At 60.4% G+C, this 21,712-nt stretch carries 24 protein-coding genes and 1 tRNA gene; 13 read left to right on the top strand and 12 right to left on the bottom strand.

The annotated features are described in order from the left end of the window. Positions 1-125: 125 nt before the first annotated feature. Positions 126-755, top strand: a complete 630-nt coding sequence (locus tag AC5J09_RS20580; RefSeq protein ID WP_100674227.1) for an invasion associated locus B family protein — start codon at positions 126-128, stop codon at positions 753-755. 165 nt (positions 756-920) lie between these two features. Here AC5J09_RS20580 and hspQ read toward each other — a convergent pair whose 3' ends face one another. The 3 genes from hspQ to AC5J09_RS20565 all read right to left on the bottom strand — a co-directional run bounded on the left by hspQ (position 921) and on the right by AC5J09_RS20565 (position 3,261). Continuing rightward, a complete protein-coding gene (hspQ, locus tag AC5J09_RS20575) occupies positions 921-1,250 on the bottom strand; it encodes a heat shock protein HspQ (protein WP_003528052.1) in 330 nt (109 codons plus the stop codon). Positions 1,251-1,430: 180 nt separating this feature from the next. Continuing rightward, positions 1,431-2,840, bottom strand: coding sequence for a type I glutamate--ammonia ligase (gene glnA, locus AC5J09_RS20570; protein ID WP_100674228.1), 1,410 nt, complete (start codon positions 2,838-2,840; stop codon positions 1,431-1,433). A gap of 82 nt (positions 2,841-2,922) precedes the next feature. Beyond that, entirely contained in the window at positions 2,923-3,261 is a 339-nt protein-coding gene (locus AC5J09_RS20565) for a P-II family nitrogen regulator (RefSeq protein ID WP_003528058.1), read from the bottom strand. A 346-nt stretch (positions 3,262-3,607) separates the two neighbouring features. On the opposite strand from AC5J09_RS20565, the gene AC5J09_RS20560 reads away from it, so the two are divergent. Beyond that, positions 3,608-5,092, top strand: a complete 1,485-nt coding sequence (locus AC5J09_RS20560; RefSeq protein WP_494298374.1) for an NAD(P)H-hydrate dehydratase — start codon at positions 3,608-3,610, stop codon at positions 5,090-5,092. Between the two features lie 115 nt (positions 5,093-5,207). On the opposite strand, the gene gpt is transcribed toward AC5J09_RS20560, so the two are convergent. Both gpt and AC5J09_RS20550 read right to left on the bottom strand, forming a co-directional pair. Then, positions 5,208-5,705, bottom strand: coding sequence for a xanthine phosphoribosyltransferase (gene gpt / locus AC5J09_RS20555; RefSeq protein ID WP_015007526.1), 498 nt, complete (start codon positions 5,703-5,705; stop codon positions 5,208-5,210). A 170-nt stretch (positions 5,706-5,875) separates the two neighbouring features. Continuing rightward, complete coding sequence (locus AC5J09_RS20550) at positions 5,876-6,637, bottom strand: competence/damage-inducible protein A (protein ID WP_018094962.1); 762 nt, start codon at positions 6,635-6,637, stop codon at positions 5,876-5,878. 161 nt (positions 6,638-6,798) lie between these two features. On the opposite strand from AC5J09_RS20550, the gene wrbA reads away from it, so the two are divergent. The 3 genes from wrbA to AC5J09_RS20535 all read left to right on the top strand — a co-directional run bounded on the left by wrbA (position 6,799) and on the right by AC5J09_RS20535 (position 8,303). Then, positions 6,799-7,398 (top strand): NAD(P)H:quinone oxidoreductase type IV, encoded by a 600-nt coding sequence (gene wrbA / locus AC5J09_RS20545; RefSeq protein WP_100674230.1) that lies wholly within the window; start codon positions 6,799-6,801, stop codon positions 7,396-7,398. Between the two features lie 356 nt (positions 7,399-7,754). Next, positions 7,755-7,997, top strand: a complete 243-nt coding sequence (locus tag AC5J09_RS20540; RefSeq protein ID WP_003528075.1) for a DUF2188 domain-containing protein — start codon at positions 7,755-7,757, stop codon at positions 7,995-7,997. A gap of 87 nt (positions 7,998-8,084) precedes the next feature. Then, complete coding sequence (locus AC5J09_RS20535; RefSeq protein ID WP_494298373.1) at positions 8,085-8,303, top strand: hypothetical protein; 219 nt, start codon at positions 8,085-8,087, stop codon at positions 8,301-8,303. A 44-nt stretch (positions 8,304-8,347) separates the two neighbouring features. Here the strand turns inward: AC5J09_RS20535 and AC5J09_RS20530 are convergent, their stop codons facing one another. After that, positions 8,348-8,587: a hypothetical protein gene (locus AC5J09_RS20530; RefSeq protein WP_324763406.1), complete on the bottom strand. Its 240-nt coding sequence runs from the start codon at positions 8,585-8,587 to the stop codon at positions 8,348-8,350. 207 nt (positions 8,588-8,794) lie between these two features. Between AC5J09_RS20530 and AC5J09_RS20525 the strand changes: the two genes are divergently transcribed. From AC5J09_RS20525 to AC5J09_RS20505, 5 genes are all read left to right on the top strand, one after another. After that, complete coding sequence (locus AC5J09_RS20525; protein ID WP_324763405.1) at positions 8,795-9,055, top strand: hypothetical protein; 261 nt, start codon at positions 8,795-8,797, stop codon at positions 9,053-9,055. Between the two features lie 174 nt (positions 9,056-9,229). Beyond that, positions 9,230-9,619, top strand: a complete 390-nt coding sequence (locus AC5J09_RS20520; RefSeq protein WP_494298372.1) for a YciI family protein — start codon at positions 9,230-9,232, stop codon at positions 9,617-9,619. A gap of 255 nt (positions 9,620-9,874) precedes the next feature. Then, positions 9,875-10,180 carry a hypothetical protein gene (locus AC5J09_RS20515; RefSeq protein WP_018094956.1) on the top strand — a complete coding sequence of 102 codons (306 nt, stop codon included), beginning with the start codon at positions 9,875-9,877 and terminating at the stop codon, positions 10,178-10,180. 191 nt (positions 10,181-10,371) lie between these two features. After that, positions 10,372-10,454: transfer RNA gene (locus AC5J09_RS20510), tRNA-Leu, on the top strand. Between the two features lie 324 nt (positions 10,455-10,778). Further along, positions 10,779-11,249, top strand: coding sequence for a GNAT family N-acetyltransferase (locus AC5J09_RS20505; protein WP_494298371.1), 471 nt, complete (start codon positions 10,779-10,781; stop codon positions 11,247-11,249). Positions 11,250-12,673: 1,424 nt separating this feature from the next. On the opposite strand, the gene AC5J09_RS20500 is transcribed toward AC5J09_RS20505, so the two are convergent. Both AC5J09_RS20500 and AC5J09_RS20495 read right to left on the bottom strand, forming a co-directional pair. Beyond that, entirely contained in the window at positions 12,674-13,264 is a 591-nt protein-coding gene (locus tag AC5J09_RS20500; RefSeq protein ID WP_100674249.1) for a hypothetical protein, read from the bottom strand. An 85-nt stretch (positions 13,265-13,349) separates the two neighbouring features. Further along, complete coding sequence (locus AC5J09_RS20495) at positions 13,350-14,804, bottom strand: TrkH family potassium uptake protein (RefSeq protein ID WP_494298370.1); 1,455 nt, start codon at positions 14,802-14,804, stop codon at positions 13,350-13,352. 160 nt (positions 14,805-14,964) lie between these two features. Between AC5J09_RS20495 and ilvA the strand changes: the two genes are divergently transcribed. Together ilvA and AC5J09_RS20485 are read left to right on the top strand one after the other, a co-directional pair. Beyond that, positions 14,965-16,212, top strand: a complete 1,248-nt coding sequence (ilvA, locus tag AC5J09_RS20490; protein WP_494298369.1) for a threonine ammonia-lyase — start codon at positions 14,965-14,967, stop codon at positions 16,210-16,212. A 76-nt stretch (positions 16,213-16,288) separates the two neighbouring features. Next, positions 16,289-16,609 carry an HlyU family transcriptional regulator gene (locus AC5J09_RS20485; RefSeq protein WP_100674251.1) on the top strand — a complete coding sequence of 107 codons (321 nt, stop codon included), beginning with the start codon at positions 16,289-16,291 and terminating at the stop codon, positions 16,607-16,609. Between the two features lie 94 nt (positions 16,610-16,703). Here the strand turns inward: AC5J09_RS20485 and AC5J09_RS20480 are convergent, their stop codons facing one another. Next, positions 16,704-18,677, bottom strand: coding sequence for a bifunctional 2',3'-cyclic-nucleotide 2'-phosphodiesterase/3'-nucleotidase (locus tag AC5J09_RS20480; RefSeq protein ID WP_494298368.1), 1,974 nt, complete (start codon positions 18,675-18,677; stop codon positions 16,704-16,706). A 119-nt stretch (positions 18,678-18,796) separates the two neighbouring features. After that, positions 18,797-19,258: an Lrp/AsnC family transcriptional regulator gene (locus AC5J09_RS20475; protein ID WP_018094938.1), complete on the bottom strand. Its 462-nt coding sequence runs from the start codon at positions 19,256-19,258 to the stop codon at positions 18,797-18,799. Between the two features lie 158 nt (positions 19,259-19,416). Between AC5J09_RS20475 and ald the strand changes: the two genes are divergently transcribed. After that, on the top strand, positions 19,417-20,535 hold the full coding sequence (gene ald / locus AC5J09_RS20470; protein WP_338283053.1) for an alanine dehydrogenase: 1,119 nt from the start codon (positions 19,417-19,419) through the stop codon (positions 20,533-20,535). Between the two features lie 41 nt (positions 20,536-20,576). Here ald and AC5J09_RS20465 read toward each other — a convergent pair whose 3' ends face one another. Together AC5J09_RS20465 and AC5J09_RS20460 are read right to left on the bottom strand one after the other, a co-directional pair. After that, positions 20,577-21,044, bottom strand: coding sequence for a DUF1203 domain-containing protein (locus AC5J09_RS20465; protein WP_494298367.1), 468 nt, complete (start codon positions 21,042-21,044; stop codon positions 20,577-20,579). Between the two features lie 102 nt (positions 21,045-21,146). After that, positions 21,147-21,710: a GNAT family N-acetyltransferase gene (locus AC5J09_RS20460; protein ID WP_018094935.1), complete on the bottom strand. Its 564-nt coding sequence runs from the start codon at positions 21,708-21,710 to the stop codon at positions 21,147-21,149. Positions 21,711-21,712 lie beyond the last annotated feature (2 nt).

Genomic DNA, 21,712 nt, shown 5'->3' with positions numbered 1-21,712 from the left:
GTAACAGGTGTTTCCGGAATCGGGGCCATTCAAATGCCTCATTTGGCCAACAGGACAACGGCGGCTGACGATACTCACTCTGCGGAACTCTGTTCCGTGACCGGATTTCAGGAGACGGAATCACAATGATCTTCAAGTCGAACTTCACCACACGCGCGGGATTGGCAGCGCTGGCGCTTTCTTTCGCAGCAGCCGGTGCGCCGAACGTCGCATCCGCGCAGCAGGCGGGAGGCAAGCCGCCGCAGGGTTGGTTCAAGGTCTGCACCAAGCAGGAAGACAACGATGTCTGCATCGTGCAGAACCTGCTCACCGCCAATAACGGCCAGCTGGTGACGGCCGTCGGCCTCATTACCGTCTCCGGCAAGGTCAATCGCAAGGTCATGCAGGTTTCCGTACCGTCCGCGCGCATGATCCCGCCCGGCGTTCAAATGCAGATCGACGGCGGCAAGGGCGTCAAGCTCGACTACGCGATCTGCATGCCGGACAAGTGCGTTGCCGAAGCGCCGCTCTCCGACGCGCTTATCGCGCAGTTGAAGAAGGGCAACGAGGTCGTCTTCACCTCCGTCAACTTCCAGCGCGCTCCGAACCCCATCAAGATGACGCTCGAAGGCTTCACCGGCGTATTCGACGGCGAACCGATCGAGCAGTCCCAGCTTGAAGAGCGTCAGCGCCTGCTGCAGGAAGAGATGCAGAAGAAGGCAGAAGACGCCCGCAAGAAGCTCGAAGAGGCGCAGAAGGCTGCCAAACAGCAGTAATCGACAGCTTCTCTGAACAGGTAAAACGCCCGGCGCGGTTCACACCGAGCCGGGCGTTTTTTCGTACCTGCTTCCGCCGGCGAAGTTGCGGCGACTCTGCGTGGTTTCAGCCCGGCGCTGAGCGGATGCGGCAGCAACCCGCACGCACCTCTTCCTCATTCCGCTCTAATGCTGATAGGTGGCCTTCGGCTTGTAGTGTCCGGCGTCGGCCTTTTCGAACAGAGCGTCCACCTGGGGGTGCCGGATCGGCCTGTCGCTGTCATCGGAAACGAGGTTCTGTTCCGAAACATAGGCGACGTATTCGCTTTCGTCGTTCTCCGCAAACAGGTGATAGAAGGGCTGGTCCTTTTCGGGCCGGATCTCCTGCGGAATCGCATTCCACCATTCTTCGGTGTTCGCATATTCCGGGTCGACGTCGAAGACGACGCCGCGGAACGGGAACATCCGATGGCGAACCACCTGTCCGATCTCAAACTTGGCGTTTCTTTGTTTCATGACGCAACACATCCTTTCAGACAGTTATCTGGGTTGTCGCATATGGAACATCAAGAGGTCCGGTCCTCCGGTAGCGAGGCTTCCATCGGCGTCGAACTGAAAAGGCGGGCTTCGGATGAAACCCGCCTTCCTCGTTTCATCTTGCATGGACAGAACCTGTGAGGGCCGTCCGCTCCGCCATCAGACGGAATAGTACATGTCGTACTCGACCGGGTGCGGCGTCATTTCGAAGCGCATGACTTCCTGCATCTTCAGTTCGATGAAGGAGTCGATCTGGTCGTCGTCGAAAACGCCGCCGGCGGTCAGGAACTTGCGGTCCTTGTCGAGGCTCTCGAGCGCTTCGCGCAAGCTGCCGCAGACGGTCGGGATCTTCTTCAGTTCCTTCGGCGGCAGGTCGTAGAGGTCCTTGTCCATGGCCTTGCCGGGGTGAAGCTTGTTCTTGATGCCGTCGAGACCGGCCATCAACATCGCGGCAAAGGCGAGGTAGGGGTTCGCCGTCGGATCGGGGAAGCGGACTTCGACGCGCTTCGCCTTCGGGTTGGTGCCGAAGGGGATGCGGCAGGAGGCCGAGCGGTTGCGGGCCGAATAGGCAAGCAGAACCGGTGCTTCATAACCCGGGACGAGGCGCTTGTAGGAGTTCGTCGACGGGTTGGTGAAGGCGTTCAGGGCCTTGGCATGCTTGATGATGCCACCGATGAAGTAGAGGCAGGATTCGGAAAGCCCGGCATATTCGTCGCCGGCGAAGGTAGGCTTGCCGTCCTTCCAGATCGACAGATGCACGTGCATGCCCGAGCCGTTGTCGCCGAAGATCGGCTTCGGCATGAAGGTCGCGGTCTTGCCATAGGCATTGGCGACCTGGTGCACGACATATTTGTAGATCTGCATCTTGTCGGCGTTGCGCACGAGGGCATCGAACTTGACGCCGAGCTCGTGCTGCGCCGCTGCCACTTCGTGGTGATGCTTTTCCACCGTCACGCCCATTTCGGACAGCACGGTCAGCATTTCGGAGCGCATGTCCTGGCTGCTGTCGACCGGCGGAACCGGGAAATAGCCGCCCTTGACGCGGGGGCGGTGACCGAGGTTCCCGGTCTCGTAGTCCGTGTCGTCGTTTGAGGGAAGTTCGGAGCTGTCGAGCTTGAACCCGGTGTTGTACGGATCGGCCTTGTACTTGACGTCGTCGAAGACGAAGAATTCCGCTTCCGGACCTACGAAGACGGTGTCGCCGATGCCGGAGGCCTTGAGGTAGGCTTCTGCCTTCTTGGCCGTGCCGCGCGGATCGCGGTTATAAGCTTCGCCCGAAACCGGATCGAGAATGTCGCAGAAGATGACCATGGTAGACTGGGCGAAGAACGGGTCCATATGCGCCGTTTCCGGATCGGGCATGAGCACCATGTCGGATTCGTTGATAGCTTTCCAGCCGCCGATCGAGGAACCGTCGAACATGACGCCGTCGGCGAACATGTCTTCGTCGACGCAGACGACATCCATCGTCACGTGCTGCAGCTTGCCTTTGGGGTCGGTAAAGCGCAGGTCTACGAATTTGACGTCGTTTTCCTTGATCTGCTTCAGAACTTCATTCGCAGTCGTCATTTGTTGCAATTCCCTGTGTGATGACGAGGATTGGAAAAACGGGGCCGGACGGCCCCCGGATCGGTGAGATCGCCGGACGCGATCAGATGGCGTCGAGACCGGTTTCGCCGGTGCGGATGCGGATCACTTCTTCCACATTGGATACGAAAATCTTGCCGTCGCCGATGCGGCCGGTTTGCGCGGCATTGCGAATGGCTTCGATCACGGCCTCCGCATTTTCGTCCGCCAGCACCACTTCGACCTTCACCTTCGGCAGGAAGTCGACGACGTATTCTGCGCCGCGGTAGAGCTCCGTATGTCCCTTCTGCCGCCCGAAGCCCTTGGCTTCCGTGACGGTGATCCCCTGCAGGCCGACCTCCTGAAGGGCTTCCTTCACTTCGTCGAGCTTGAAAGGCTTAATGATCGCTTCGATCTTTTTCATGAGAAAATGTCTCTCCGCTTCTCCCTTTAAAGCAGGTTCTGCCCGCTTGGCCTCACACTATGCACGTAGCGTGCCACTTTTGTAGCGGAATGACGCGCAGATTGCGAAATTTCCAGTGGTAACGCGATGGGTGCCGATGGGGCAGTGGCTTCTGCAACGGCATTCTGCCTATTTTTTATGAGGTTTTGAGTGTTCGACACCGGTGCGCGACGGATGATCGCTACGTTTCGTGGTCAAAGCATGTTATTTGAGCACTTATAGTGTGCAATTGCATATTTTTTAGTCACGTCACTTTCCGTCAACGCTGCTCTTGTCTTGCGCTTTCGGTCGAGCTTAGATCGTTTCCATGCTTCACGCGCTTTCGAATATTCTCGTGACCCCGGCGGAAATGACAGAGGTCGACAAGGATGCCGCGCGCTCGGGGATCGACAGCTTCTCGCTCATGCGTTCGGCGGGAACGGCCGTATCGGCCGCCGCCTTGCGGCTTTACCCGGAAGCACTGCGCTTTGTCGTGCTTTGCGGCCCCGGCAATAACGGCGGCGATGGCTATGTCGCCGCAGCGGCGCTCGCCGAAACCGGCGCAAGCGTCGCCGTCTTCGCGCTCGGGGACGCGGCAATTCTGAAGGGCGACGCCGCGCAGGCGCGCGATGCCTGCGCGCTGGTGCCCGGACCCCTCGACGCCTACGAACCGCAATCGGGTGACGTCGTCATCGACGCACTTTTCGGGGCGGGGCTTGCGCGCGACGTGCCCGAGGAGGCGAGAACGATAATCGAGCAAGTGAATGCGAGCGGAGTACCGGTCCTCGCCGTGGACCTGCCATCCGGCATTGACGGGCGTACGGGCGAAATCCGGGGCTTGAGCTTCGTTGCGGCTCACACGGTGACGTTCATGGCGGCCAAGCCCGGCCATCTGCTGATGCCGGGCCGCGCCCGCTGCGGCACACTTGAAATCTTCGATATCGGCATTCCGGCAAGGCTCGTTGCGGACAGAGCCGGCGATCTCAACGTCAACACGCCCGCGCTGTGGGAGCGACACCTCGGCGCGCTGGATCCCGCGACCCACAAATACAAGCGCGGCCATCTCGCGGTGCTTTGCGGCGGACCGGTTTCGACCGGGGCCGCGCGGCTATCGGCCGCCGCGGGCCTGCGCGCCGGTGCGGGGCTGGTGACGCTTGCCTCTCCCACGGAAGCGCTTGCCGTCAACGCGTCGCACCTCACCGCCATCATGCTCAAGGAAATCAGCAACACTGCCGGCCTTGCCGACTGGCTCAAGGACAGACGCCTGAATGCCTTCGTTCTCGGACCGGGCTTCGGGATCGGTAAAAAGGCGCGGGATTTCGTGCTCATGCTCTGCGGCCGCGCGCTAGTGCTCGATGCCGACGGGATAAGTTCGTTTCGAGAGGGCAGGGAGCAACTTTTCGACAGGATCGCGGCAGAGGGCGGCCAGGTGGTGATGACGCCGCACGAAGGGGAGTTCGCCCGGCTCTTCCCGGATATCGCCGAAGATGCGGCGCTGTCCAAGATCGAGAAGGCGCAGGCCGCAGCAAGGCTCAGCCATGCCGTGATCGTCTATAAGGGTGCGGATACGGTCGTTGCCGCGCCGTCCGGCCGGGCCGCTGTCAATGTCAACGCGCCGCCCTGGCTCGCGACAGCAGGTTCGGGCGACGTGCTTGCGGGGATCATTGGCGCCCATCTGGCACAGGGAATGCCTGCCTTCGAGGCGGCAGCGGCCGCAGTCTGGCGCCATGGCCAGGCAGGCATCGTGGCCGGCCGCGCGGCAACGGCCGAAAGCCTTGTCGAGTGCATAGCGCCGCTTGGAGAGAATGCTTAGAACGCCGAGCGTTCTGCACACTTCCAGGAAAGCGTGTAACGTTTCCGTCGGGAATCGCCCACTTTCAAAGTGCTAAAGTGTTTCACTACGCTAATGAACGGTGAAACGATCTGCGCTAGCCGCGGGTGCCCTTGGCGATCGGTTCCTGGTAGGTGAAACCGAGGTCCCAGGGGAAGTAGATCCAGGTATCCTGGCTGACCTCGGTCACGAAAGTATCGACGAGGGGGCGACCTTTCGGCTTTGCGTAGACCGCGGCGAAATGCGCCTTCGGCAGCATCGCACGAACCTCGGCAGCAGTCTTGCCGGTATCGGTCAGATCGTCGACGATGAGAACGCCTTCGCCCCCATCCTTGGCGATCTCAGGTGAGATGCTCTTGAGCACCTTCATCTGACCCTGCGTGTCGTAGTCGTGATAGGAGGCGATACAGACCGTTTCGATCATCCGGATGTTGAGTTCCCGGCTGACGATAGCCGCCGGAACAAGGCCGCCGCGCGTGATGCAGACCATCGCGCGCCATTCCTGTCCGTTGTCGGCCAACCGCCAGGCCAGGGCGCGGGCGTCACGGTGGAACTGATCCCAGGATACAGGAAAGGCTTTCTCGGGAAGAGACATGGCGGACTCCGGCTCTCTTGCGCTGTCGGCGGATAAGCGTTGCTGCAGTTCGACGGCCACGCCGCCGACACTTGTTCATGCCTGATGCAATAGCGGCAATGAAGCCGAAAGTGCAAGAGCCAGTGCGGTCGCGAGCACCGCGATCTGCAATGATTTCGCGGCCGCGGAGTTCAGGGCTGGTTTTTCTCGCGCGAGCTGCCTATCGCCTCGATCATCGCGATCACTCCGGCTTCTGCGGCGCCAAGGACCGCGGCATCGCGAGCCCGGATCACGATATCCGTCGAGAAGCTCTTGCCGTCGAATTTCGGATAGGAGCCGATGCTCGTTTCGGGATGGTTCTTCTGCACCTCGGTCAGCGGCGCTCCGATGTCGCCCTCGCCATAGGGGGAGCGAACCGTACGGGACAGGACGGGCGTGCCGGCCTCAAGGCTCGGCAACAGCGCGTCGAGCATCGCCTGGAACACCTGGGGCACGCCGGCCATGACATAGACGTTCTCGATGGCGAAGCCGGGCGCGGTCGACACCGGATTGGGAATGTGGGTCGCGCCATCAGGCATGCGGGCCATCCGCTTGCGCGCTTCGGTGAACTCCATGCCGCGGCGCTCGTACATCGCGCCAAGCAGCTCCATTGCCTTCGGCTCGTGAATGCACTCGACCCCGAAGGCCTTCGAAATCGCATCGGCAGTGATGTCGTCATGGGTCGGACCGATGCCGCCGGACGTAAATACGTGGCGGTAGCGGCTGCGCAACGCATTGACCGCCTCCACAATCGCGTCCTGGTCGTCGGCGACGATGCGCACCTCGCGCAGATCGATTCCGACCATCGTCAGCATATCGGCAAGGTGGCCGATGTTCTTGTCCTTGGTCCGGCCGGAGAGAAGCTCGTCGCCAATGGCGAGCATGGCGGCGGTGACGATCGTGGGGCTGGTCATTGGTGCTCCGGGCGTATTCGGATCGCGAACGCGATCTCGTCGGTGTTGAAAAAAGCTGAACAGTCTGTCGACCATCCCTGCACTGGCAGTGGCATGTGTTTTGATAAATCCTGCCTGCCGCGGCGATCAAGCGGAATTGCCGGACAACAAGGAGTATCGTTTTGGCTAGAGTACTGGTTCTTTACTATTCGGCCTATGGGCATATCGAGACGATGGCCTATGCGGTCGCGGAAGGTGCAAGATCGGCCGGCGCCGAAGTGGTCGTCAAGCGCGTTCCGGAACTCGTGCCGGAGGACGTGGCGAAGGCTTCGCATTTCAAGCTCGACCAGCCGGCACCGGTCGCGACCGTCGAGGAACTGGCGGATTACGATGCGATCATCTTCGGCGCGGGTACCCGCTACGGAACTGTCGCTTCGCAATTGCGCAACTTTATCGACCAGACCGGCGGCCTCTGGGCAAAAGGCAAGCTCGTCGGGAAGGTGGGTTCCGCGTTCACCTCGTCGGCGACCCAGCATGGCGGCCAGGAATCGACGATTCTCGGCCTCATCCCCACGATGATGCATCACGGCATGGTGGTCGTCGGACTTCCCTATGCCTTCCAGGGTCAGATGGGGATTGAGGAAGTCAAGGGCGGATCGCCCTATGGCGCCTCGACCATTACCGGCGGCGACGGTTCGCGGCAGCCGTCCGCGGTCGAACTCGAAGCGGCTCGCTTTCAGGGTGCGCATGTCGCGCGGATTGCAGCGAAGCTTGCAGACTGACGATCTTCAACGTTCGTGCGCGGCTCCCGATCGAGCCGCGCGCTTTTTTTAGCGGGCGATTCGCATCACAACTCGCCCATCGGCGGAGTCGCCGAACATCGGCCGAGAAGCATTCGCAAATGTGGCCCAATGGGGCAATTTTGTGTTAACATCGCAGCATTCGGCATCAGAAATGCCCGACGGCGACGTGCGCTTTTTAGGTAGCGACGGTCGCTACAGCACTTGAATGGCTGCGGCGCTTCTCAAACCGGCTCCGATTCAGGGAAGTATGCGGCAACAAGGAGGAGCATAAGGGGCCCGCGCGGCGCGGCCCTTCGAGGGCAGGGACTGTCCTTGAACATCCATGGGAGTGAAGGATGGTGCAGATCACATATTTCATCGTTCCACACGATGGAGGCTGGGCCTACAAGGCAGCCGATGCATATTCAGAGCCCTTTCCCAGTCGCGAGATGGCGCTAGCGGCCGCCAAAGCTGCAGCAGCCGAACAGCAGGTCGGTGGCGACGACGAGGAGATCAGCTTCCAGGATGAGAAGGGAAACTGGCATTTCGAGCATGCCGACGGCGGCGATCGACCGGAAGCGACCGTAGAGGATGGCTGACGATGTTGCGTTGGAGGGCAATTGACGCGGGGCAGTTGTCCTTGGCTATGTGACCGGCACGGCCGGCGACTGAAATGGAGAATTTCCATGCATTACAATGTTCAGATCTTTACCTGGACTGCACGCCTGGGCGTTCACCAGGTCGGATCGGTCATCGAAATAGACGCGCCGAATCCCAAGGCGGCGGCGGTTTCGCTGTTGGGATTGCGGCTCGAGGAGACCGGCGAGTCGTCGAAGCTGGCGGTCAGAGTGTGGAGGGGAGAGGACGCCACGAGAGCCGACTGCGATTGTTTCTACTATCACTGAGCCGGTCATTGACCGGCTCCTCGCCGCACGGCCGGGATTTCTGTTCAGGCCAATCTCTTTTGTGCGTTGGCCTGGCTGACGAAGGCTTGCCCGGCTCGCAGAAGAAGTCCCTCATCTGTCGTGCCGGCCTGATATTCCCGGATCAGCATCCTCCCGAACCGTCGAGCCTGCGCGCTCTCGCGGGGCCATCGATGTTCGCGACACAGCATGTCGAACACGCGCTGCAGCGTGTCCAGGTCTTCGGGAAGCAAGGCGATGCCGCCGAACGCTTGCAGTGAACGCACGCCCCACCCTCCTAGTCATCATCAGGGATGCCATTGAGCCCTGCATTATCTTGCCATTGACATGCCGCGATTGAACCCCTGGCGAATCAGGGGTTGCAAAATTTCTTGGGCAGACGCCATCCGCGATCCTCGAACGGACCGGGCAGGCCATGAGGAACCTTCAGAAATGTCCGGGGTTGATCTGGTAAGACCGAAAGGAGCGAGCCCATGAGCGATCCCAAACATGACGATCTGACCGACCAGCCGATGCCGTCTCCCACATGGAAACCGGAACCGAAAGAAATGGATATGGAGCAACAGCCGCTCCCGGACCAGGGCGCAGAGTCCGGCACCGAGGAGGCAGACGAGCCGCCGGCCAGGAGTGGCCAGACCACAAAGAAAGAGAAACCGACCGAAGGCGCAGGATCGGACAATCCGATCCATCACACCGGCCGTGTTCCTCCAAAGGTGACCAAAGGCGAGCTTTGAGCACATCGAGCGGCTGACGCAGCTGGGCTTGCCCGCGCGCTCCGGAAACGATCTAATCGCCTCGATTCACGAGGGCGTTTCATCGGGGTTGCTTCGCATCCCGCGTGACTATGCAATCGCGTGCATGTCGTTGTGCCTGACCTGGGCACCGTATGGGAGATTGTAGAGGGATCCATGTTCTACGCGATATTGGCCTATCACGAGGAAGAAGTGGTCGAATCCTGGACCGGGGAGGCAGATGCCAAGCTGATGGACGATCTGCTGCAGGTCAATGATCGCCTCGTCCGGCAGAAGCGATTGGGGCCGGCCGCACGGCTTGGCTCGACCAGGGACGCCGTGACGCTGCGGGGCGAGGGTGCCGGCATGATCATCGACGGTCCCTTTGCCGAAACCAAGGAGCAGTTGCTCGGCCTCTACGTGGTCGATTGCCCGAACCTCGAAGCCGCCGTCGAGACGGCGCGCGAATTGCGCCGCGTCAACCCGACCGCCGTCTACGAGATTCGGCCGATTTCGCTCTATCTGCCCGGTGCCGCGCTCTCGGCCTCCGACGAGAGCCCGGCCTGATTTCGCGCGGCATGGTCGGTAATCGTAGGGAGCGGCTTTCGTCGACCTTCTGCTCACGCTTCGTGCCTCGACCTACGCGACGCGCCGTCTGGGCCGTGCCGGTGCGGCGTATATGCGTTCGAAAGCCGGAACTCAGGATTGAGCCAGGTCCCCAACCGCTCTCTTTGGTTCTATATCGTACCCCATATGTTCAACGCCGGGCTGCGATGGCAATCTCTACGGGTGTAATCGATGCAACCCGAAGGAGAGGCGTTCATGCCCGAAGTACCACACGAACCACTATCAACGAGCGATGAAGACCGGCGAGAGTTTCTGAAAAATTGCGGTCGTTTCGCCGTTGTGACACCTCCTGCAGTAACAATGTTGCTTTCCACCAGCCTGACGTCAAACGCAATCGCCAAGTCCGGCGGCGGCGGTGGCGGGAAGGTTAAAGGCAACAACGGCTGGGGTAACGGCGCAGATCCAAGGAACCCCGGCAGCTCCCATGGCAAGGGCGTAGCTCGCGGCGGCCGCGGCGCGGGACAATCACAAGAAAGCTCGAAGACCGGCCGAGGTCGGTAAGCCAATCCATTTACGCTTCGCGGCTAAATTGGTGTCGTTTCTTGCGCCGTGCGTCATTTCAGACGCACGGCGCTTTCGCATGATGTGAAATTCTGGCGTTGCCTCAGCGATCTCGCTGGGATTGTCCGGAAAACGCCGTTCGCAAAACATTGCCTTGACTGAATCGACTAAGTATTTGATTTAGGCTGCGGGCGGACGTGGCGAAACTGGTAGACGCAAGGGACTTAAAATCCCTCGGGAAACCGTACGGGTTCGATTCCCGTCGTCCGCACCACGTTGATTTTGTTGGTAAAATCGAAAATATCACTGCACGCGTCGCTAAATACAAAAACGCGCTTGGCCCTACATTTGGTCCTATCGTTGCCGTATTGTCCCGCCCCGATTGTCCCCCGGGAAGCATAATACGATATTACGGAGGCGAAACGATCATCTGCTCGGCCGCTGTCGTAAGCCGCCACCGGACATAGACTCCCGCTGTGGGGGACTGCGGAGGTTTGACGCCACGTGCTAGATGGCTAGTTTGCGCCAACAGCGGTCATTGCAAAGGTTCAAGAAACACCTAATCTCTCGTCAACCTGCTTGAACTGGACTGCTCACATTGATCACTATCCGCCCCTTCCAGGATGATGACGCCGAGAAGCTCTCCGTATTGATGACAGAGATGACGGAGTTCTATGGGGCAGCAGTTGCAGTGGGTCTCGATATTATGGGAAGCATTATCTCCAACTCGAAGCTGGTCGATATTCTCCTTGCGGAGCAGGAGGAGAAACTTCTCGGCTTCGCGACATTCGGCACGATGTACCCTGTCGCCGGCCTCGTACCATTCACTTACATCCAGCAAATCTACGTCCGTGAGGGCGGACGCCGAATGGGTGTCGCCCGGAGCTTGATGCAGAAGATCGCCAAAACCTCGATAGAACGAGGGATGACGCGCGTGGAATGGTCGACCAGTCACGAGAACTTTGCCGCTCAAGCTCTTTATAGGCGTCTCGGTGCTCACGGTGAAGACAAGGTTCATTTCGTCCTGAAGGGGGCCGCTTTACGCGCCTTGGTCGACGCAGCAAAGTGAGAGGCTGACCTCCGACAGATGACCGCCTTGGACCCGCAAACGCCTTTGAATCCAGGCCGCCGCGGCGCTGATGCGCCAGGAGCGGTCATTGCAATAAATCTAAATGCGGGCTGGCAAAAGCTGGAAAACGGCCAATGACGGCCAGAGTTGCGAATGCACTATGAAGTTCAATTCATCCCTCGGACTGTCCGTTCTTGCCTACTGCGGCCTTACCATTTTTTGGCATTTGGCGACGTGTTGGCCCCTTTACTACTCATGACGATTTGGTCTGACCGTCTCGGAGCCCCTTATTGGAAAATCGCTGTCCCCGGCAGTTTTGCTATAGCAGCATTCGTTTTATCCGCCTCCAGTTCGCATATTAGATCACCCTACAGGCTTCCAGTTTTCGTGGTCGCCGGGCTGCTTCTCTCCGTGATTTCAGTCGGACTTTACGCAGACTGGATCAGGCGTGAGAGAATTATCGAGTTCAACGCAGACGTTGCCATTCAGCACACGTTCTTTCGTTCGATTCGAGAGGCACCGCGTGAATTTCAGTTTTTTCTCCACTCCGCAGCATTGAAAGGCTGTGTTCCTTACGCGTGGAGCTATCGTCTGATGGAATTTTACCAATTGCCATCAGACGTCGCCGTCAACGTGCTCCCGCAAGATTGGTTAGAATGTTGCTCCATTCAGCGCACAAGATAGATTATTTCCCGATGAGGAAGTTCGACTGCTGAGCCGTAACTGTATTGCGGGGCAAACCGCCGCTTTGGCCCAATCGAGCACTTCGTGGTGCTTGTCGCCAACGACCGCAAGCGGCCGACTGCCGCCATGTCGCTGAAGCGCCATAGTAAGCCACCACCGGACAACGCCTAATACGCTTAAATAATGGTAGTATATGGAAGACGATATCGCCCTAGCGCACAAGCATAGTGCTAACCATCGAGCGGAAATCGAAACGAGTTCACTCTGTGGCTGCTTCTACTGCTGCTCAACCTTCCCACCTAACGAGATTGATGATTGGGTGGACGATGACCGCACCGCTCTTTGCCCACGCTGCGGCATTGATTCCGTCATCGGTGACGCCTCCGACTTCCCCGTGACGACGGTCAATTTCCTGACACGGATGAAACAATATTGGTTCTAGACGTCCGCTTAGGGCCGAGTTGCGCCATGGCGCGAGCAGGTTCGGATGGCTGCAATGGGGTCGAAACCGGTGTTTCGACTCCGGCTCCGGGATGGTGGGCGGTCGCGCCGAGATCAGCGGCGGCCGGTTAGACGGGGTTAAAACCGGGCTATTGCCCACCAACTCAAAAACTACGCGCGACTCACCCGCGGGCCCCGGCAGTCCGTCCCGTCGTCCGCACCAGAGCCGCCAGATTCTCCCACCAGCCAAGTGCTCCGCCTTTCGATTCCGGCATGCTACCGGCTGAGATCGGCAACTCTCAAGAGCCGGAGATCTCGAACGGTTGATCGACGCTTGCGCTCCTGCCGCTGTTGGTGTCGTTGAAGCGGTAGCGCAGCACATAGTTCCCGGATGGCGCCCCGGCGACGTCGATCCTCAGGGTCGCATAGATTTCCTGGTTGCGCTGATAGCCCTTGAAGGTGAAGTCGCCGAACGCCTTCTGGCTGGCGAGCACCTCTCCCTTCGGGTTCAGGATGTCGAAGTCGACCGTGAAGCGTGTCTCGAGCTTGCCCTCGTCGCTTGCTTCCTTCCAGGTAAGTCCCACGGGCTCGACATAGGATATGAGCGTTTCGCCGGCTTCGAATACCGGGTCGGGCCGGGGCTCGTACATTGCAAAGCCCGCCGGTGCTTCTGTGACGAAGACCGCCTTGCCGATGGCGAAGGGAAGGGTCTGCGAAAAGTCGCCTACGGCCTTGCGCAAGGTTTCCTGCGCGCCGGCGGCATCGCCGGAGCTCGCCTGCTGTTCGGCCTTCGCCGCAGCGTCGGCAAGCGGACCCGCCTCTGCCTGCGTGTCGGCAAGCATGACGGTGGCGTTCGTGAGGGCCGCCAGCAGGAGCAGGTATTTCGGCATCGCGCTTTTCCAGAATGCCCGATCGCTCTGAGCTTTCGGTATTTGGCACCCCAAGTCAAGGCAAGGCTGAAGCGGGCGGCGGCCGTTACTGCTTCCAGAAGATCGGAGTGAGCACGACGAGGACGGTCAGGACTTCCAGACGCCCGAGCAGCATCATCAGCGACAGCAGATAGAGCTCGGGATCCTGGAGTGTCGAGAAATTGCCCGCAGGGCCGATAAGGTTGCCGAGGCCGGGGCCGACATTGGAGAGGCACGTGATCACGGCCGACACGGCCGTGACGAGATCATAGCCGAGGGCGCCCATGACCAGACTGCCGAAGACCCAGAGCAGGATATAGGTGATGAAGAACAGCAGGATGGCGCGCTGCACGTCCGCGTCGACCGTATTCTTCCCGTACCGGACCGCATAAATCGCATTCGGGTAGACGAGCTTGTTCAGGGCAGACCGAATGGCGTTGAAGAGAACGACGAACCTATAGGCCTTCATGCCGCCCGCCGTCGAGCCCGAACAACCGCCGATGAAGGTGCATATGAACGCGACCATCACCGCGAACGGTCCCCAAAGGCTGTAGTCTTCGCTCGCATAGCCCGTGGTCGACAGTATCGACGTGATATTGAAGAAGGCATAGGTAAGCGCCAGGTGGAACTCGACACCGTTGGCGAGCCGGTGATAGGCGGCAACCGCAACCGAGAATGCCGTGAGATAGCCCAGAAATACTATGATCTGAGGATCGCGGAGCGCGTCCAGCCGTCCGCGCACGACGAGCACGATCAGGATGGAGAAGGGCAGGCTGCAGAGCGTCATGAAGAACGTGCTGACCCAGAGCAGGGGAATGCTGGAAAAGTAGCCGAATGACGCATCGTGAGTCGAAAAGCCGCCTGTCGCGACGGTCGTCATCGCGTGGTTGATCGCGTCGAACCTGTTCATCCCGAGCATGGCGTAGCTGATCGCGCACAGCAGAGTTATCGATACGTATACGACGAGGAAGGCGCGGCCGAAGCTTGCGAGCCGGGCAAAGGGTTTGTCGCTGGTGTCGGAGGATTCCATCTTGAAGAAGGACATGCCGCCGACACGCAGATAGGGAATGATGAACAGGCCGAGAACGACGATGCCTATGCCGCCGAACCAGCTCAGGAGCGACCGCCAGAGCAGGAGGCCGGGCGGCGCGTCATCGAGCCCGACGATTACGGTCGAGCCGGTCGTCGTTACCGCCGACACGGACTCGAACAGGGCCTGGGCGAAATCCAAATTCACCGAGGAAAGCCAGAGTGGAATGGCGCCGACGATCGAAAACACGATCCACAGGATGTTCACCACCAAGAAGCCGAATTTCTTCGAGAAGGGCGGAGGACCTGCGCGTGTCGCCATGAACGTCGTCGACGAGATTGCGCCCGTCATGAAGGCCGTCACGGCGAAGACCTGCCAGTCCGCGTGGCCGTAATAGAGATCGACCAGAGCCGGAATCAGCATCGCGCCGGAGAGATAGAGCCCCAGGATCGCCGCGAGATGGACAGCATGCCGGATCAGATTCGCGTTCAAGCTCTTGATTTCCTGCAAGCGGTTTGTCGGTGGGCCGGCGATCGCCCGAAGCGGGCGCGATAGTGCCGTGCGTGACCGATTCGTGTCAAATCGATGGTCTCCGGCGCGGCAATGTGCAATAGCGACTGCCATCGGCAAACTCAACGGGTGAAGTCACGTGATGAAGCAGGATGTTGAAAAAGCGGCAGCGGCAATGCGCGAAATCTTTCCGCCGACGCCGCTTCAGCTCAACGAGCACCTGAGCGCGCGCTATGGGGCGACCGTCTTCCTGAAGCGCGAGGACCTTTCGCCGGTGCGCTCCTACAAGATCCGCGGCGCCTTCAATTTCTTCCGTAAGTCGCTCGGCTCCGGAGCGGCCGGGAAGACCTTCGTTTGCGCGTCCGCAGGCAATCACGCTCAGGGCTTTGCTTTCGTCTGCCGTCACTTCGGCGTTCCCGGCGTCGTCTTCATGCCCGTGACGACGCCCCAGCAGAAGATCGACAAGACGCGCATGTTCGGGGCCGAATTCATCACGATCCGCCTCGTCGGCGATATTTTCGATCAATGCTACAAGGCGGCGCGCGAGCATGTGGAAGCGATCGGCGGCGTCATGGTGCCGCCCTTCGACCATGAGGATATCATCGAAGGCCAGGCCACGGTTGCAGCGGAGATAGCCGAACAATTGCCTGCCGGCCTCGTCGCCGATCTCGTCGTCCTGCCCGTCGGCGGCGGCGGGCTGGCCGCCGGCGTGACCGGCTATTTGGGCGACAGTCTCTCGGCCGATCGCTTTCTGTTCTGTGAACCGGAGGGGGCGCCGAGCTTCAGGCGCAGCCTGGAACTCGGCAGCGTCGTTACGCTCGACCAGGTGGACAATTTCGTCGATGGCGCGGCGGTTGCACGGATCGGCGACCTGAACTTTGCTGCGCTCCGGAGATTTTCGCCGGAGCAGGTGTTGCTGCTGCCGGAGAATGCGATCTGCCTGACGATCACCGAAATGCTCAATGTCGAGGGCGTGGTTCTCGAACCGGCCGGCGCGCTTGCAGTCACCGCACTGGAAGCGCTTGGCCGCGACAGTCTCGAAGGCAAGATCGTCGTAGCGGTCGTTTCCGGAGGCAATTTCGACTTCGAGCGTCTGCCGGACGTGAAGGAGCGGGCCATGCGCCATGCGGGGCTCAAGAAATACTTTATCCTGCGGATGGCGCAGCGCCCGGGCGCGCTTCGCGATTTCCTCGGTCTCCTGGGCGAGGAGGACGACATCGCCCGGTTCGAATATCTGAAAAAATCGGCCCGAAACTTCGGCTCCGTGCTTATCGGTATCGAGACGAAGCACGCCGAGAATTTTCCGGTCCTCAAACAGCGTTTCGATGCAGCGGGGCTGCGCTACCAGGATATCACCGACAACGAGATGCTGGCCAACTTCGTCATTTGAGAAGGCGGCACGTGACCGGCGCCGGTTCACCAATTTTCGCTTTGACAGGGCCGGCGAGCACAGCTAACTGTGAGACATGGCATCGTTTTTCTCGAAATTATTCGGTCGCTCCGGCGGCTCTGAAACGCAGGCGCAGCCTGCGGCAGGCAAGTCCGAGAACTATGCGGATTGCGTAATCCGCGCGACGCCTCAGCGCGAGGGGTCGCAGTACCGGCTTGCCGGCAGTATCGAAAAGTCGATGCCTGACGGTGCAACGAAAGTCCGCAGCTTCATCCGGGCAGATCTCTTCACCTCCGAGCAGGACGCCATCGACTCGGCGTTGCGCAAGGGACGGCAGATCATCGACGAGCAGCGCGCGGCCCTTTTTGCCGACGACGCTCAGTCCCGGCCAGTCTGACGTCCGGTACCTGTGACGAGCACAGGGACCAGGCAATCAAACAAGCCGAGCCGGATGAGGAAAAGCATGTTCGGCTTTCCGCCCGCATCGCGAGTCAAAGCTTGATCCTGAACCGGGCGAAACCGTCGCTGCCGTCGCCTGCATCCTCGATCTTCACCGCCTTGACCTCTGCCAGGAATCGACGCGCGTTCGGACCGCTATCGAACAGCACGCTCGTGTCCTTCTGCGGCGCAAATGTCCAGTTCGCGTCCGCAGAGGGGTTGATCGTTCCCTGTTCGACGATGTAGCGCACGATGACGTCACGGTTGGTGTCGGGCGCGACGAAGACGACCTTGTCGCCGGTGATGCCGGGAAAATTGCCGCCGCCGCCGGCACGGTAGTTGTTGGTCGCTACGACAAATCTCTGCTTGGGATCTATCGGCTTGCCATCGAATTTCAGGTCGCGGATGCGGCTGGCCGCCGGGTTCGCCACGTTGCCGTCCTTGTCGTATTTCGCGGACTGCGAGAGGTCGATCTGGTAGGTGACACCGTCGATCACGTCGAAATTATAGGAAGGGAAGTCGCCATTGATCAGGCTTGCATCGGCTGATCCCGGCGCAATCCGGTTGAAGATGCCGGCGGACATTTCGAGCCAGTTGCGCACCTCGTCGCCGGTGATGACGACCGCCTGCACCGTATTCGGATAGAGGTAGAGGTCGGCAACGTTCTTGATGGCGATGTCGCCCGCTGGAACGTCCGTATAGTACTCGGCGCCGCCGCGCCCGCCGGCCTTGAACGGCGCCGCGGCGGAGAGGACCGGCAGGTCGCGGTGCTCGGTGTCCTTGAGCATGTCGCGGATATACCAGGTCTGGGCCTGGCTCACGATCTGCACCGACGGATCGTCCGCGACGAGCGCGAAATAGGAGTAGAGCGGTGCCGAGGTTTTGCCGACGGGGGTGCGGACATAGGCGAGCGTCGCTTCGTGGTCCTTCTGCGCGGCTGCCAGCACTTCCGGCTTGTCACCGACCTCGGCGATCACCTTCTTTTCTTCCCGGCGAAAGATGGGCCGCGCCTCGCTTGTCGAACCGATCACACGCCACTCACCCCCGTCGCGTTCGAGCAGGAGATCGATGAGGCCGAGATGCGATCCCCAGAAGCCTCCCATGACGCCGGGCTTTCCGGAAATCAACCCTTTGGCATTGTCCACGCCCGGCGTTCCGTCGAACTTGGGCCCCGGAAAATCGAGGTGGCTGTGGCCGGTGACGATGGCGTCGATACCCTCGATTGCCGCCAGGGGTATGGACGCGTTTTCGAGATTTTCGGCATAGGCCTGCTGCCCTATGCCGGAATGGGACAAAGCGATGACGATGTCGGCACCTTCCTCGCGCATTTGCGGCACCCAGGCTTGCGCGGTCTTGACGATGTCGCGCGCATTCGCCTTGCCCTCCAGGTTCTTGGCGTCCCAGGTCATGATCTGCGGCGGCACGAACCCGATGAGGCCGATGCGGATCGGGTGTTCCTGACCGGCCCCGTCCTTAACTTTCCGGTCGAGGATCACGTAGGGCTTCAGGAAGAGCTTGTCCTGGCGCGGGGCGGCGGCCATGGCGCCATTGGTCAGGTTGGCGCAGACGATCGGAAAGTTTGCGCCGTTGATCACGTTGAACATGAAGTCCAGGCCGTAATTGAACTCGTGATTGCCCAGCGTGCCGCAGTCGTAGCCGAGTACGTTCATCGCGGCGATGACCGGATGCATGTCGCCTTCCTTCATGCCGCGCTTGTAGGCGATGTAATCGCCCATCGGATTTCCCTGAAGAAAATCGCCATTGTCGACGAGGATCGCGTTCGTCGCCTCGGCGCGGATGGCGTCGACGATCGAAGCGGTGCGCGCCAGGCCGAGCGTGTCGTTCGGCTTGTCGGCATAGTAGTCGTAGGGAAAGACATGGACGTGCAGGTCCGTGGTTTCCATGATCCTGAGATGCGCCTGGTTTGCAGCCGCGCGGGTCGCGAAGGGATGCAGCACGACACATGCCGACGTGGCGGCAAGACCGCCGAGCAGGGTCCGGCGCGAAATGGTATGCAAGACGGTCATCGGTGATCTCCCCTCGAAAGCGCGTTCAGATAAGCGTAACTATGGCGGAATGGCCGGGCTACGCAAAGCGGCTGATTTTTGCAGACGGGGTTACCGCCGCGTCTCGGCGGATCACGGTCTCAGATGCCGACATTGGGGCGGTCGATGACCTCGCGCAGCGAAAAACTCGAATTGATCTTTACCACATGCGGCAGCGCCGAAAGCCAGTCGCGGTGGATGCGCTCATAGTCCTCCAGATCCTTCGCTGCCACGCGCAGGATATAGTCGTATTCCCCGGACATCAGGTAGCAAACGAGCACATTGGGGCAGAGCTTCACCGCTGCTTCGAACTCCGCAAGCGTCTTGGCGAACTGCCCGGAGAGCGAAATATGCACGATGACCATGATCTTGTAGTCGAGCGCCTTGTGGGCGATGCGCGCATGGTAACCGGCGATCGTCCCGGACTTTTCGAGGATATCGACCCGCCGCGAACAGGCTGACGGCGAGAGGCCAACCCTCCCTGCGAGGTCGGCGTTCGAGATTCGGCCATCCTGCTGCAGAATGCGCAGAATCGAACGATCGATAGCATCCAAGCCAGCCATTCGCATCTTCTTTCGAATAGTCGCTGTTTTGCGCAATAACTCCCGAAAGCAATGCATGGATGAGCACGTCTTTGCAAGGACATTCGGAATGCCATCTGCTTTGCTGGACCCCTCATCAGCGCGGCAAAAAAGCCCACAGATAGGAGAGGAACGCGAAGATGCGTGTCGGTTGCCCGAAGGAAATCAAAAACCATGAATACCGTGTCGGCCTTACGCCCGGATCAGTACGGGAATATGTAGCCCACGGCCACGAGGTCATCGTGGAAACAAAGGCCGGGGCAGGGATCGGGGCGGATGACGACTCCTATCGCGCAGCCGGTGCGAGGATCGTACCGACAGCCAGGGAAGTCTTCGAAAAGGCGGATATGATCGTCAAGGTCAAGGAGCCGCAGCCCTCCGAATGGGCGCAACTGCGCGAAGGCCAGATTCTCTATACCTATCTTCATCTCGCACCGGACCCGGAACAGACCCAGGGACTTCTCAAGTCCGGCGTCACGGCGATCGCCTACGAGACCGTGACGGATGAGCGCGGCGGGTTGCCGCTGCTTGCGCCGATGTCCGAGGTCGCGGGACGGCTGGCGATCCAGGCGGGCGCGACCTCGCTCCAGAAGGCAAATGGAGGCCGCGGAATCCTGCTCGGCGGCGTACCGGGCGTTCTTCCGGCCAAGGTCGCGATCATCGGTGGCGGCGTCGTCGGCCTGCATGCTGCCAAGATGGCTGCGGGTCTCGGGGCCGACGTTTCGATCCTGGACCGGTCCCTGCCGCGTCTGCGCCAACTCGACGATATCTTCAACGGCCGTGTCCATACGCGCTATTCGACGATCGATGCCTTGGAAGAGGAAGTATTCTCCGCCGACATGGTCATCGGAGCCGTGCTCATTCCCGGCGCTGCTGCGCCGAAGCTCGTCACGCGCGAAATGCTGTCCGCCATGAAAAAAGGCGCTGTCATTGTCGATGTCGCGATCGACCAGGGCGGCTGCTTCGAGACGTCGCATGCGACGACGCACTCCGAACCAACCTACGAGGTCGACGGCATCGTGCATTACTGCGTCGCGAACATGCCGGGGGCCGTGCCGATCACGTCGGCGCACGCACTCAACAATGCGACGCTCCAATACGGACTTCAGCTCGCCGACCGCGGCCTCAAGGCGATCGCCGAGGACCGGCATCTGCGCGCCGGCCTCAATGTCCACCGAGGCCGCGTAACCAATGCGGCCGTGGCCGAAGCGCTCGGCTATGACGCCCACGCTCCCGAGGCCGTCCTTCACGTCGCCTGACACGCGGAACCGCCCGGCGCCGTCAAGCGCCGGGCTCCCACTCAGGCCGCTTCGATGCGGCACTGGTAGCAGTTGTATTTTCCCGAGCGAACATGCACGAAGGCGACGTCCGGCCGTGCCAGCAATTCCTCGGCCCGCTGTTCGAGGTACTCGGCATCGACGGCCCCGCCGGTGCCGTAGACGATGCGCTCATCACTCCCGTAGCCACGCAGAAGATAGCTCTTGCTGGACGCGAGAATCGGCGGCACGGAGGCTCCGTCGTGAATCGCGCAATTTTCGGCATGCATGAAGATCGGTCCCGTTTCGGCATAGGCCTGAACCGACGAAAACGGCCGGTAGGCCAGAACGAGATAAGGCTGGCCTTCATCGACATTACGAAGACAGTGCCGGCACGGCACGCCGTCGCCGTCCGAAATGCGCCGCTCGGGCCGGTGGCCATAGGCATCCCGCCCGCCTTGCCTTAGCCGCTCCGCCTCTTCGACGGGCATTGCAACGTAATTGAGTTTCATGGCGCTTCTCCCGATTGGCTGAATTCAGGAGAAAGATGCGCACCGGCGTCAGGGAACGACACCCGATACTTGCCGAACTTAGATCTAAGATCCTGAAGCCGTTCAGAGCTTCTTCGCGAAGGTGAGAAGTTCCTCGTCGCTCAGCGGCTCGACCACCGTCTCCCGCGTCGCGACCGGAGAAAAGCCGAACTGCTGGTAAAGCTGCAGCGCCCGGGGGTGATCGAGATTGTTCGTCGTGACCGTGACCTTGCGCGGGTTCATGGCCCAGGCCGCAAACAATGTCTGCAGCAAAAACCACTTACCAAGTCCCAGGCCGAGCGCGTGCTCCATGAGCCCGAAATGGGTGAGGTCGATGACGTCATCGTCGAGTTGCCGGAATTCGAAGAAACCCGCCGGCGCACCGTCCACATAGAGGACCATGACCGTCGTTCGCTTGTCGTGGAGGATAGCCGCCAGATCGTCGTCGCTCATGCGCAGGCGCTCCGCCCAGTGCCAGCGCTTTCCGACACGCAGATAGAGAAAGCGGTAATAGGCGAGCGGAATATCCGAAACGCGCAGGATCGCCGTATGGATGTTGATCGGCATCGGCAGACTTTGCTTCGGCGGCGACGTCATTTCGAGTTCGGTCACGTGCGCCGTGATCGCGGCAGGCTTTGACCTTGGCATGG

It is taken from the genome of Sinorhizobium sp. (assembly GCF_059070375.1).
The sequence above is the reverse complement of the archived record's forward strand: the minus strand, read 5'-3'. Positions and strand labels throughout refer to the sequence as shown.